Source organism: Novipirellula sp. (assembly GCF_041583735.1).
Classification (GTDB): Bacteria; Planctomycetota; Planctomycetia; order Pirellulales; family Pirellulaceae; genus Novipirellula.
Map to the genome: position 1 here is coordinate 1 of NZ_JBFHFD010000220.1, position 12,819 is coordinate 12,819.

A 12,819-nucleotide genomic window follows, 5' to 3' on the forward strand; every position below is an offset into this window, starting at 1 on the left:
AATCAAGGGACAAGCCCAGGAGACCGACCAAGCGTCGGCAGCTCTGGTGAAGGACTTAAAACGCCTCGGACTGCTCGATGATACGCTGGTGATTTGGGGAGGCGAATTTGGCCGCACCTCCTACACCCAAGGTGTGCTAACAAACGACAACTACGGCCGCGACCATCACCCGCGATGCTTTACCACTTGGATGGCCGGAGGCGGAATCAAACCGGGCATGACCTACGGGGCGACCGATGAATTCGGCTACAACGTCGTGGAAAACGGCGTTCACGTTCATGATTTCAATGCCACCGTTTTGCATCTGATGGGTATCGACCATGAACGTTTGACTTACAAATACCAAGGGCGACGTTTCCGATTGACCGATGTCCACGGTCATGTACTTGATGACATCATTGCTTGACGGTTGATTCGGGAAGCTCGTCGATCGCATACAGCAAATCAATATTTGTCCATTCTGCACCGACATGACGGAACATATTGATCAACTGGGCACGGTGATGAGTGCCATGCAAGGCGAGATGGGGGATTGATTCTCCCACGCGAAACCGCGTGTGGGGGCCGCCGGCAGCAATCTCGACAATCCGTTCCGCCTCGTTGTCATCGACCTTGGCGATAAACGCGTTTCGCTGCGTGATGTAGCCGGGCCATGTTTCACTTAATTCTGCAATGCTTGTGTGTTCGGGTGTTTGCGGAAATGGCCGAGGACCTTCGTTCCAATTCGTGATCCACCATGCCTCGGCATCCATCAGATGCAAAAGCGTCTTGCGAATCGAACCTGGCCCCATCGCGAAATCGCGATCGAGTTGTTCGTCGGTTAGGGATGCTGCAAACGCCAAGACTTTTCGGGTTGCCCAGTCATTGTACTGAAATTGCCGAGTGACCCATTCTGCGTCCCACGGACATCGTTCGTCGCTAGGCTCAGAGACCTCTAATCCATAGGCTTTTAAACTTGCCTTCGCTTCGGGGCTCTGCGTCACGGCGTGTTTGGCAAGTCGATAGAAGCAATAGTCGATACCGGCGACCACCGTGCGGTCAAACTGTTTCAAGTAATTCAGAGCTTGAGCACGATGATGAACCCCATGGTTGGCGACATGCAACAAAAGATCGCTCAACCGATGATCGTAGGGCGTTTTCGTGCTGTCTTGGTATTCAACGCGTCGACTCCATCGGTTCGTCTGCTCTGCTAACATCAGCTCGCGTCGACTCTGAGCGACCTGTTTCAGTCCGTCCGCGATCGCAGCGACCGACATCCCCTCGGGGTCTTTGGGGAACGGACGCCACGGCACCCCCTGCCATCGTTCCATCCAAATGACTTCCGCGGTCAGGATATGAAACAGCGTCGCCCGCAGGGTTCCAAACCCCATCTCTCGTGGCATATCAAGTTGTGCATCGGAAAGGTCGCTGCAAAGTGCAATGACCTTGTCGTTTGCCCAGTCGTTGTAGGCGTAAAGGTCGTCCATTAATCCTGGCATAACGAGTGTCTCAGTGAGCTTAGAGTCAAACGTGGTTGAAAGTCGAATGAATTTATTTCAGCGATGCTGATGACGTCATCGCACATGCCGAAATGATTTGTTTCACGCCTTTAACATCATACTGAGCACGAACCATAAATTAAACACGAACGACGAGCGTCCTCGTTGGACAGCAATTGGGAATCGTCGATTGACAACCGCTTAGGTTGCCGTAGTCTGTTCGCAGGTTCACTCTTTGAATTGAAAAATTCTCGCAGTACGCGACACCCTTTGATAGTACCGTGTTCGTGATTTGCCGGGGCAAACTCCATTCTCATAGCGTGTCCATTCTCTGCAGCCCACGTTCAACGGAGGGATCGCTACGATGTCGCTACATAATCACGCCGATTTTCGATCGGTTTTGTGGGTCTTGATTGCCGTTACCTTGGTGGCGATACAGTACAGTGATCCAAGTTGGGTGATCTATCTGAGTCCGATCAGCTGCTATTTGGCGATAGCGTGTGGGACGATCTCTCACAATCACAATCATCGAGCCACCTTTAAATCGCCGCGTTGGAACCATGCCTTTGGTCATATTTTGACCCTTTTCTACGGCTACCCGACGCTGATGTGGGTACCGACGCACAACTTGAATCATCATCAATTCGTGAACCGTCCCGGCGATGCGACGGCGACGTGGCGTTACACCAATAAACACAGCATTTGGGTCGTCCTGAGCTATCCGTTTGTCTCGGGCTATTTTCAAAGCTTTCCGATTCGCGAGTACATCGAAAAGGTGAAAACCCGCAAGCCGAAGCTGTATGCCCGGATCCGTTTCCAATACGTCGTTTGGATGGGCGGCTACATCGGGCTAGGCGTACTAGCCGCCGTGCTTTACCACAATCAACAAACCGGGCTTGGATTGTACCTGTGGTTTTTCTCGGTCATTTTGCCGGCGATTTTGTCGAGCACGGTGATCATGTTCTTTAACTTTATCCAGCATATCCATACCGACGCATGGTCCGAGCATGACCATTCCCGCAACTTTACCGGATGGTGGTTTAACTTTTTGTTTTTCAATAACGGCTACCACACCGCCCACCACGATCACCCCGGAATGCACTGGAGTGAATTACCGCGAGCCCATGCGGCAATCGCAGCAACCATTGACCCGCAACTCAACGAAGGCAATTTGTTTTGGTTTGTGTTTCGGCAATATGTGTTAGCACCGCTGTTTCCCGCGCTGGGGACTCATCAAATCGGCCCGGTTCCGGGCGAAGGGTATAAGCCAAAGACGCCACAAGCGGATCTTCCCGAGCCGACCGCTGAGTTCGTAGGTCGTGATGCGTAAGCTTTGAAGCGATGCCAAGAAACCAACGGGCCAAAGGCCCGGCCATTTGCCAGCCGACGTCAGTAGATCCGAATAAACGGCCGGACCGTTGGCCCTAGAATTCATTGGTTTTCTTGGCCCCAGCCCGTTGGGCTGGGCTAGGTAAACGTTCGGGGCTTTGCCCCTAAATACAAACGCGAAACATCAAAACGGATGCGTTGGGTTGTGATTTGTCGGGCAAGAAATCCTTGGACTGAAATCCAAGGCTATCACAGAAGGTGCCTCTGGCACGAAAAAACGGAGGGAGTGGATGCGTCAGTGAATGATTTGACGTCCCCAACAATTTCCGTGAGCAACGAAGCGTGCACGAAACTCTTGGCGAGTTTCGCTACGGAATTGGCAGCTCTTGCCTTAGCCCAGATGCAGCGCGGCGCGTGCGAGCTGCAGCCAACTGGTTCCTGCCACATCGACTTCCATGTCGTAGTCTTTGGTCGGAATGTAGGCGCGGCGGTGATCGACGATTCGGATCGCGATCGAACTTTGCCGCATCAACTGGTCGATCCGCTTGCGGTCGGTGTAATGCAGCACAATAAAGCGAGCATCCGAGGTGATCGATGCAATCTGCCATGCGGCGGCATCGAGTCGTAATTCGGCGAGTTCGAGCATTCGTTTGGCAGGCTCGGGAAGCACGCCAAATCGGTCTCGCAACTCGGTACGCACCTCCTTGATCTGCGACGCATTTTCGATCTTCGCGATGCGGCGGTACAGATCGATCTTGTGTCGCAGGTCTGGCACATAATCTTCGGGCAAATAGGCTTCCACCGGCAGATCGATATCGACTTCGGCCGACAATTTCGGTGGCAACTTCTGAGCTTGGCGAACGGCATCTTCGAGCAACTGGCAATACATCTCGTAACCGACGGCGGCGATATGGCCGCTCTGTTGGCTGCCCAGCAAATTACCGGCCCCACGAATTTCGAGGTCACGCATCGAGATCGCAAACCCGGCACCCATGTGACTAAACTCTTCGATCGCGCGAAGCCTTTTCGACGCCTCGGGGGTCAGATGTTTGTGCGGCGCAACCATCAAATATGCGTAGGCTTGATGTTTGTAGCGTCCCACACGGCCTCGCAATTGATGCAGATCGCTCAAGCCGTAACGATCGGCGTCGTCGATAAAAATTGTGTTCGCATTGGGAATATCGATGCCGCTTTCCACGATCGTGGTCGCTAGCAGCAAGTCAAACTTGTGCTCGATAAAGTCGACCATCACGCGTTCAAGCTCGCCTTCGCCCATTTGGCCATGGCCGATCCCAATGCGGACTTCGGGGACGATGCGGCGGATTTTTTCCGAGACGGTGTGCATGTCTCCGATGCGATTGTGAATAAAGAACAACTGTCCGCCGCGATTCAATTCCCGCACGATCGCGGTGCGGATCATTTGATCCGTCCAGCGAGTCACCTTCGTTTCCACCGCCATCCGTTCGGCGGGCGGCGTTTCCAGGTTGCTGATGTCGCGGACACCGACGAGTGCCATATGCAGAGTTCGCGGGATCGGCGTCGCGGACAGTGTCATCACGTCGACGTTGCTGTGCAGCGTTTTCAGCCGTTCTTTGACCGCCACCCCAAACCGCTGTTCTTCGTCGACGACAACTAAACCGAGGTTAGAAAAGTCCACATCCTTGCTGGCCAAACGATGCGTTCCGACCACGATATCGACTTTGCCACGGCGAATATCTTTGACGGTTTGCCGTTGCTCGGCAGCGGTACAAAACCGGCTCAACTTCGCAATCTCGACCGGAAACTCGGCCATTCGCTCGCAAAAACTGTGGTAATGTTGTTCGGCCAACACGGTCGTCGGCACGAGCACTGCGACTTGATAACCGCTGGTGACCGCTTTGAACGCAGCCCGCATCGCGACCTCAGTTTTGCCAAATCCGACGTCACCACAGATCAGCCGATCCATCGGCTTGGGCGTCTCCATATCCACCTTGGACGCATCGATCGCGGTGACTTGGTCGTCCGTTTCGATATAAGGAAAGCTGGCGTCAAATTGGCGTTGCCAAGCGGAGTCCGAATCGAAGACGATCCCACGGCGTGACGTTCGCTCGGCTTGCATTTCTAGCAGCTCGCTTGCCATGTCGGTGACAGCCGACTCGGCCGCTTTGCGTTGTCGTTGCCAGGCTTGGCTGCCGATTTTGGCAAGCCGTGGCTGCGTCTTGGTGCCGCCGACGTAACGCTGGACCAACCCGATTCGCGAAGCGGGAACATAGATCTTGCTGCCGCCATCGAACTCGATCGTCAAGTGCTCGAGATGTTGCCCATTTTTTTCAATGTGCTGCAAGCCACGATACAAACCGATGCCGTGCGAGAGATGAACGACCAGATCGCCCACTTCGAGTTGCAACAGATTTGCGATCGGCTTGCTGCGAGCTCGTGTTTGCCGGCGTCGGACCGGGCTGCGATGAAACAGCTCGGCACCGGTCAATACCAAGACCTCGGCGCTGGCCAAGCGGAATCCACCACTCAGCTCGGCGACGGTCAAATGCAGACGGCCTTGCGATTGTGCATTCGTTTCGCGAAGCAGTTCCGACAATCGCTCGCTATCGGCCGCGGTGTCGCCGACCAAAATGATGTCATGATTGTCGGCGATCGTGTCGATTCGCTTACACGCTTCGTCCAGCGTGACCGCGAACCCGTCGGCGCTGGCGGATCGCAGGTCGACCACGGCGCCATCGACCGCCTCGTTCAACGAACTCGCAATCGCAATCGGAAACCGCTGCAGCGAAGCGATCAAATCGTCAAAGGGGACGAAACGTGGGTCGCCGCCCGAGCGATCGATGATCGCATCGGCGGACGTTTTGCAGTCGTGGGGATCGACCAACACGACGAGGGTATCGGCGGGAAGGTAATCGGCGAGCAATCCGAAGGAATTGGTTTCGGCGTCCGTTTTCTCTTCGATGTCTTCGCCGCTGATCGCAGTGATTTCGACTTCACGGATCGACTCGATACTGCGTTGGCTGCCAAGATCGAAGCGGCGGATCGATTCAATTTCGTCTCCAAACCACTCGATCCGCAGCGGATTGGGTTGATCGGCCGAAAAAATATCCAAGATGCCACCACGAGTGGCAAATTCACCTGGAAATTGGACAGCCGTCGTTGCCGCGAAGCCGGCTTCGGCAAGCCAACGGCGAATCGTCTCGGGATTCACCTCCTCGCCCACCTTCAGCACCCGTGTTGCCGAATCGAGCCGCTCGGGCGACGGGACTCGCTGCATCGCTCCGCCGATAAATGCGGTCACCAGCAGCGGATGGGTGTCCTCAGCGGTTCGATCCTGCAGCCGCTGCAGCACTTGCAACCGCTCGGCAAACTCGGCGTCGCGATGGTGATGGTTGCCGGAGGATTGGCCACCCGAGGAGAGTGGCAGCGAGATCGAATCGGTCAAACCAAATGCGACCGCGTCGCCAGCGACGATATCGGCGTCCGCCGCATTGGGCAGCAACACCAACACATTGGGTTTGTGCTGAGCAATCGCGGCGGCCAGCAAACCACGAATCGATCCCCAAACGCCGTCAAAAGCCAACGAAAGATTTGTTGAACGGCGTGAGGGTTTGCCCGAGGCCAGTTTTCGGGGGCGAAGTTTCTTTACGTGCGCAGCGATCCCCGCAGCCTCGTCCAGTAAACGGGGCAATTCATGCAAATTCTTCGCGGTCGTGACAGCGGCGTCAGCCAAGCAGGCACCGTGATCGCAGGTGGTAAAGAAGCTATAGAAAAAGTATCGTGTGAGAGCAAATCTGGAAACACCACCAAAAGAAACATTCACCCCACTACAGAAGCAAAAACGATGACGATTGGGATTGGCATTATCGGTTGCGGCATGATCGCAGGCTTTCACTCCAAGGCAATCAAGGACGCCAAAGGCGCCAAATTGGTGGGCTGTGCCACTCGAAATCCGGAGCAAGCGGCGGCGTTTGCCGAAAAGAATGGCTGCAAATCGTACGAGTCGATCGAAGCGATGTTAGCCGATCCCGAAATTCAAGCGGTTTCGATCTGCACCCCCAGCGGTGCTCATCGCGACCCCGCCGTGTTGGCCGCCCAGGCTGGGAAGCACGTGATCGTCGAAAAACCACTCGAAATCACCGTCGAGCGTTGCGATCAGATCATCCAAGCGTGCGAAGATGCCGGCGTCCGGCTGGCCGTGACGTTCCAGAGCCGCTTTCATGAGTCGAGCAAAATCATGAAAAAGGCAGTCGAGGAGGGCCGCTTCGGCAAAATCACCATGGGCGATTCCTACGTGAAGTGGTATCGCACCCAAGAATATTACGACAGCGGTGCATGGCGAGGCACGTGGGACCTCGATGGCGGCGGGGCGCTGATGAACCAGGCGATCCACAGTGTCGATCTGCTGCTGTGGTTGATGGGGGACGTGGTCGAGATCAGCGCGATGATGGACACGATGACTCACGAGCGAATCGAAGTCGAAGACGTGGTGGTCGCCAATTTGCGTTTCGCTAATGGGGCACTTGGCGTGATCGAAGCGACGACGACCGCCTACCCAGGAGCGCTCAAGCGAATTGAAATCAGCGGCAGCGAAGGCACCGCCGTCCTGGAAGAAGAAGACATTCGCGATTGGCAATTTGCCAAGGAAACCGAAAAGGATGCCGAGATTCGTGCAACAATGGCGGGCAAGACCGAGACGGGTGGCGGCGCCGCGGATCCGTCGTCGATTGGCCACCACGGCCACACCCTGTTGTTCGAAGAATTCGTCTCGTCGATCAACGAAAATCGCCCTTGTTCGATCGACGGTCGCGAAGGTCGTCGTAGTATCGAAGTGATCCGGGCGATCTACGAAAGCGCCAAAACCGGCAAACGAGTGAAGCTGGGATCGTAAAGTCCCCAACGAAGAATGAGGGTATGGCGGTAGTGGATCTTGCTAAAGATCCTTTTCAAACGGCGTCCCAAACCATTGTCGCCCCGCTTTCCAAGCTGGAAGCGGCGCGGTGAACCTTCACGGTGTTTGGAACGTGAAGACTCTCGCTTTGACGGTCAAGCATGACGCACGCTAACCGCTTGGAAAGCCGTGCGACAATGTTAGATTTACCCTCCCGTGTGCGGGAGGGTCGGACGCGATAGCGGCCGGGGAGGGCTGGTTGCGATGAGCTTGCACGGTCTATCTCTACCACTGCAAGGCCCCACCGGTGAACTTGCTTCGCTCGTTCTGACCTTCCCCAAAACAAGTTTCGGGGAGGTGAAGACATGCCGCAATTAGCCGTTACTTTTCAGATCCGCCAATTGTTTGCGTTCGGGCATTGCTTTGTAGAAAGGATCCAGCGGATAACATCCGCTGACGATGCCATTTCGAGGTGCGGTCGTACAATCGCTGAACGTACGACAGACCTTCTTTCGCGTCATCACGTTGCCATCGATCACATCAGCGGGTAAATCGGGATACGACAACACCATGCGTCCCAGTCCGATCGAATCGGCCATTCCGGTTCGCACCACGGCTTGTGCAACATTGGGCAACCAGTCTTGCAAGTAGGTGTATCCCGACCCCACGATCGTCAAATTAGGATGCATTTGTTTGATTTTTGCGGTCGCTTGAATCTGGCGGACGACCCCGACCAAGGGATCTTCGGGCGGTTGATATCCGTCACTCGGTGGGAAGTACGCCGGCCGTTGGATGTGCGGATTGTAGTACGGGCTGCCTGCGGTCGAACAAACCAATTCAATCCCCAGCGATTCAAACAACGACATCAGTCGCGAAGGATCGTTCAAATCCATTCCGGCGCCGGAGCCATCGCCACCGAACATCAATCTCGGATTGGCGTCGGGCTCAGGAATCCCCACACGATCATCGCCAGGTTTGTAGGGGACAAAGTCAAAGATGCTGACACGAACGCCGATTTCTAACTGCGGAGCTTCCGAGCGAATTCCGGCGACGATATCTCGCAAGAACCGGGTACGATTTTCAAACGAGCCTCCAAATTCGCCCGCTCGATCATGTCCCCCTAACAATTCGTGCCCTAGATAGCCATGACAATGTTTGACATCGACAAAGCGATAACCGGCCCGCTGGGATCGCACGGCAGCCGCGATGAAATCCTCGATCAGCCTTTTGAGATCATCATCGCTAAGCAGTTTCGAATCGTCGGTGATCCCGAATCGCGGATCGAGGCCGGGGTTGCGTTGGGCAATCAGAGGTTCGGCGCGAGCTTTTTCATTCGGACGGGCGAAACGTCCTGAATGAGTCAACTGCAAACCGACAAGCAAGTCATCGCTGTTGCCGAAACGCTCTTCGTGAGCGGCAACCAAATCGTGCCGCAGCGATTCGATCGACGCCAAATTCGACTCGGTCATGATCAACTGGTTCGGGTTCGCCCGCCCGTCATGACGCACCGCCACCGCCTCGCCACCCCAGATCAATTTAGCACCACTGATGCCAAAATTCTTCCAGCGGCGACGTGTCAGCTCACTTGGTTTGCCATCGGTCGTGCCGTCCCAACCTTCCATCGGCAGGATACAAAATCGATTCCCGACCACATCGTGCTTGAGTTGAATCGGCTGTGCGAGCGGTGATGCATCTCCCTGTTTGACGTTTTCATCACTCGGCAACTCAAGCCCCAGTTCGGCAAGCCGGGAGATGAATTGATCGTGCGTTTTTAGACTTGCGATTCGTGGGTAAGCCATGGGTGATTCTTCTCGGAAAACAAACAGGTCGACAGCGAGAACCACAAGATACTCGATTCCACCCGCATTGTCGCGATCAGGTGTCTACGCCGTCTTGATGACCGAGAACACCGAAGCAGCCAGCTGCCTATGACGGAATCAGACGGCGGATCGTCGACGTCGCTTCGGCGAGCGTCATCACCCGTGCATAGCGATCACGAAGCGTTGCCAGCGATGCTTCGTGTAGCTCGGGAGTCACCGTTGCGCAACAATCCTCAACCACGGTGACAAGGTATCCTAAATCACAAGCATCGCGAACCGTTGTTTCGACACATTCGTTGGTGTAAACCCCGACAATAAACAACGACTCAATGCCAAGATTTTTCAACACGTAATGCACGTTTGTTGAGGAAAAAACACCGCTGGCAGTTTTGTTGATCACGATTTCATCTCGCTCGGGCAGCGGCGCGACGACTTCGAGGAAATCGGCATCTCGCGATCCCGGTGCCGCCAACAAATTAAGTCGCTTGTGTCCTTTGCCGCGGTCACGTCCGTCTTGCGTCAACGATTGAATTCGCGTGTGGATCACCTCCAGATCATGACTGCGAAATGAGTCTTGCAACTTGCGGACATTCGGCAAAACCATCGAATCGAGTCGGTTGAAATAGTACTCTTGGCCTTCGGGGGAAACACCACTGTTGGCGGCATCGCGAAAAACTCCGTGACCTGGTGCGGCATCGAGATATTGAAGATCGATGCATAATAACGCCGTGTTGTGATCGATCAGAAAATCACGATGAGCCGGATTATCAATAAACGACTCGTGGTAAACCTCTTTGAGAGGATCGATGTGTTCAGGAGTGTCGGACGCGGTGGGATTGAAGTCGTTCATGAATGATTGCAAGTAGAGAAATTTGGTAAGATTTGTTTCGTTAATAATTAACCTTGCGATAGCTTCGCAAGCGTTTGCAGCATCACGTTGGCACCGGCTTCGATGTCCGACCACGCCGTCCATTCCGCAGGCGAATGACTTTGCCCATTTTTGCTGGGGACAAAAACCATTCCGATGGGCACGATACTGCCCATGATTTGGGCGTCATGAGCCGCACCGCTGGGCATGGTGTGATAGTCGAGCCCGAGTTGCTCGGATTGTTTTTGCAGTTGCTGGACCACTTCGGTGCTGCAAGCGACGGGCGATAGGTAGCTTTTTTGTTCAAATTCGAACATCAGATTTCGGCGGCGGGCAATCGCCGAAAGCGCTTTGCGAAATGCGCTGGAAAGCTCTTCCAAAACCACTTCGGAGGTGTCCCGCACATCGAGTGAAAACTCGACCAGCCCTGGAACCGTATTGGCGGCGCCGGGCAGAATTTGGGCTTTGCCAATCGTGGCGCGACTGCGGTCGCTGCCGTTTTCTTCCAAAATGCGAGGGACTTCGTGAGCAAAATCGGCAAGCCCCATAAAGGCATCGTTTCGCATGTCCATCGGCGTGGTTCCTGCGTGGTTTGCTTCGCCACGCAACCAGACCGACCAAGTGAACAGCCCCGTGATCTCGTCGACAATCCCAATCGGCTTGTGCGAACGATCCAACACCGGCCCCTGTTCGATATGCAGTTCTAGATAGTTGGCGATCGTTTCGGGGTCGCGGGCCGCGTCCAGCGCGGCGAGAGGATCGTAACCATGGCGTCGCATTTCATCGCCCAACAGCACGCCATCGAGGTCGCTCATCGTCGCCAATCGCTCGGGATTGATCTTGCCGGCGACCGATTGTGAACCGAACATGCCTCCGAAACGCCCCTCTTCGTCACTAAATGCAATCAATTCGAGGGTACGCTGGGGCACGACCTTCTCTTCGTGCATCCGGCGCAGACATTCCAAGCCGACGACGACGCCAAGGGTCCCATCCAGCGCCCCGGCACAGGGAACGGTATCGATATGCGACCCCACCAAAATGCGGGGCTGGTCGGTCGATCCATGAAGCGTTCCCGAGATATTGACGGCGCCATCAGTGCTCAGAGCAAGTCCAGCGTCTTCGATTCGGTCGGACAACCATCGTTTGCCCTCCATATCGGCATCGGTAAAGGCCATCCGATAAATCCCACGGTCCTCGTGGTTTTGGCCAATTTCGGCCAATGTCAAAATATCCGATTTGATCCGCTTGAGGTTAACTTTGAGGGTTGAGCAGTCGAGCATAGATAAGGAGTCGTATTCGCGTTGGTTCGTAAGGATCAGAACGTGCAAAGCAGGCTGACAAATCGGGCCAAGAAGCACGTTCGCGTCAGATTCGCCGGCGGGCTTGGTCGCGGACTTTCCGTTTTCGCCGCGATCTTCACCGCACTTTCCCGCCAGATTCACCGCCACTAGTTCTACCTTAACACGAAAGAACTGGGGTTGGTCTAGATGGGGTTGCTGTGTTAAACGGTCAAGATGCAGCTTTAATCCCATCGGATCCGGAATCCGTTTGCCTTTCACTCTTCGAGAATTTGCATGACGATCTGCAGAAAACGCATCACGTTTTCCAGTGGCATATCGTTTTTGATAGCGTCGATGCTTTGCTGCCTGGGCGGTTGCCAAGACGGGCCTCTGTACGCGCTCAAAGCGGTCAATCCCTATTTCGTCATGAAAGAATGGCGTGAAGACGAGGCTTACGGCGTTACCGACCACGAGCGACGCCAACAACTTGCCAAACTCGCCGATTCGATTGAGTTTTACCCCAATGACCGGCAAGAGTATTGGGCCAGCCATCTTCAACAAATCCTTGAAAATGACGATAGCGCCGAGATGCGCCGTTTGGCCGTGCTCGCAAGCGGCAAAATCAAATCGGATCGCAACTTGGCTTTGATCGAAAAGGGCCTGGACGACGATAGCGTCAAAGTGCGGATGGAAGCATGTCGTGCACTGAGCCGAATCGACAATGAACCTTCGTCGCGACTGTTGGCGTCAATGGTTGGCAAAGAGTCCAACCAGGACGTTCGCAACGCCGCGATCCAATCGCTTGCGAAACACAAAAATGCGATCTCGGTGAATTCATTGCGACTTGCCTTGTCCGATCGCAATCCCGCAACCCGGGACCTGACCATCGAATCGCTGCGGGGAGCGACCGGTAAAGATCTTGGAAACGATCCCGATGTCTGGATCGCCGAACTCGAGAAGAACGATCCCAATGAGCCAAACAACTCCGGAACGATGCTCCGCTAGTTCACCGCAGCGTCCCATGACGCTGCCACTTTTTGTTTGGATCCCAATCATTCTCAGCTCGTTCGTGGTCGCCACGAGCACGCATAGTGACGCAAGAGAACCGGTTCGCATCTGGGTCGATCAATCCGGCCTGCATGCGATCGAAGCGAGTCTGATGAACATCACCGAT

9 protein-coding genes are annotated in these 12,819 nt (G+C 54.9%); 4 read left to right on the forward strand and 5 right to left on the reverse strand.

What is annotated here, in order from left to right:
* Positions 1 to 406 (forward strand): DUF1501 domain-containing protein (locus ABX962_RS17075; RefSeq protein WP_372721246.1); only part of this gene is annotated, 406 nt, incomplete at its 5' end.
* On the opposite strand, the gene ABX962_RS17080 is transcribed toward ABX962_RS17075, so the two are convergent.
* Positions 396 to 1,466 (reverse strand): DinB family protein, encoded by a 1,071-nt coding sequence (locus ABX962_RS17080; protein WP_372721247.1) that lies wholly within the window; start codon positions 1,464 to 1,466, stop codon positions 396 to 398. The genes ABX962_RS17075 and ABX962_RS17080 overlap by 11 nt on opposite strands.
* A gap of 376 nt (positions 1,467 to 1,842) precedes the next feature.
* Between ABX962_RS17080 and ABX962_RS17085 the strand changes: the two genes are divergently transcribed.
* Positions 1,843 to 2,808, forward strand: a complete 966-nt coding sequence (locus tag ABX962_RS17085; protein WP_372721248.1) for a fatty acid desaturase — start codon at positions 1,843 to 1,845, stop codon at positions 2,806 to 2,808.
* Positions 2,809 to 3,198: 390 nt separating this feature from the next.
* On the opposite strand, the gene mfd is transcribed toward ABX962_RS17085, so the two are convergent.
* Positions 3,199 to 6,519: a transcription-repair coupling factor gene (gene mfd / locus ABX962_RS17090; protein WP_372721249.1), complete on the reverse strand. Its 3,321-nt coding sequence runs from the start codon at positions 6,517 to 6,519 to the stop codon at positions 3,199 to 3,201.
* Positions 6,520 to 6,630: 111 nt separating this feature from the next.
* Between mfd and ABX962_RS17095 the strand changes: the two genes are divergently transcribed.
* Positions 6,631 to 7,677, forward strand: a complete 1,047-nt coding sequence (locus tag ABX962_RS17095) for a Gfo/Idh/MocA family protein (RefSeq protein WP_372721250.1) — start codon at positions 6,631 to 6,633, stop codon at positions 7,675 to 7,677.
* A 374-nt stretch (positions 7,678 to 8,051) separates the two neighbouring features.
* Here ABX962_RS17095 and ABX962_RS17100 read toward each other — a convergent pair whose 3' ends face one another.
* From ABX962_RS17100 to ABX962_RS17110, 3 genes are all read right to left on the reverse strand, one after another.
* Complete coding sequence (locus ABX962_RS17100; protein ID WP_372721251.1) at positions 8,052 to 9,476, reverse strand: NADH:flavin oxidoreductase; 1,425 nt, start codon at positions 9,474 to 9,476, stop codon at positions 8,052 to 8,054.
* A 127-nt stretch (positions 9,477 to 9,603) separates the two neighbouring features.
* Entirely contained in the window at positions 9,604 to 10,347 is a 744-nt protein-coding gene (locus ABX962_RS17105; RefSeq protein ID WP_372721252.1) for a cysteine hydrolase family protein, read from the reverse strand.
* A gap of 47 nt (positions 10,348 to 10,394) precedes the next feature.
* A complete protein-coding gene (locus ABX962_RS17110) occupies positions 10,395 to 11,645 on the reverse strand; it encodes a Zn-dependent hydrolase (protein WP_372721253.1) in 1,251 nt (416 codons plus the stop codon).
* Between the two features lie 294 nt (positions 11,646 to 11,939).
* Here ABX962_RS17110 and ABX962_RS17115 point away from each other — a divergent pair, with 294 nt between their 5' ends.
* Positions 11,940 to 12,650, forward strand: a complete 711-nt coding sequence (locus ABX962_RS17115) for a HEAT repeat domain-containing protein (RefSeq protein WP_372721254.1) — start codon at positions 11,940 to 11,942, stop codon at positions 12,648 to 12,650.
* Positions 12,651 to 12,819 lie beyond the last annotated feature (169 nt).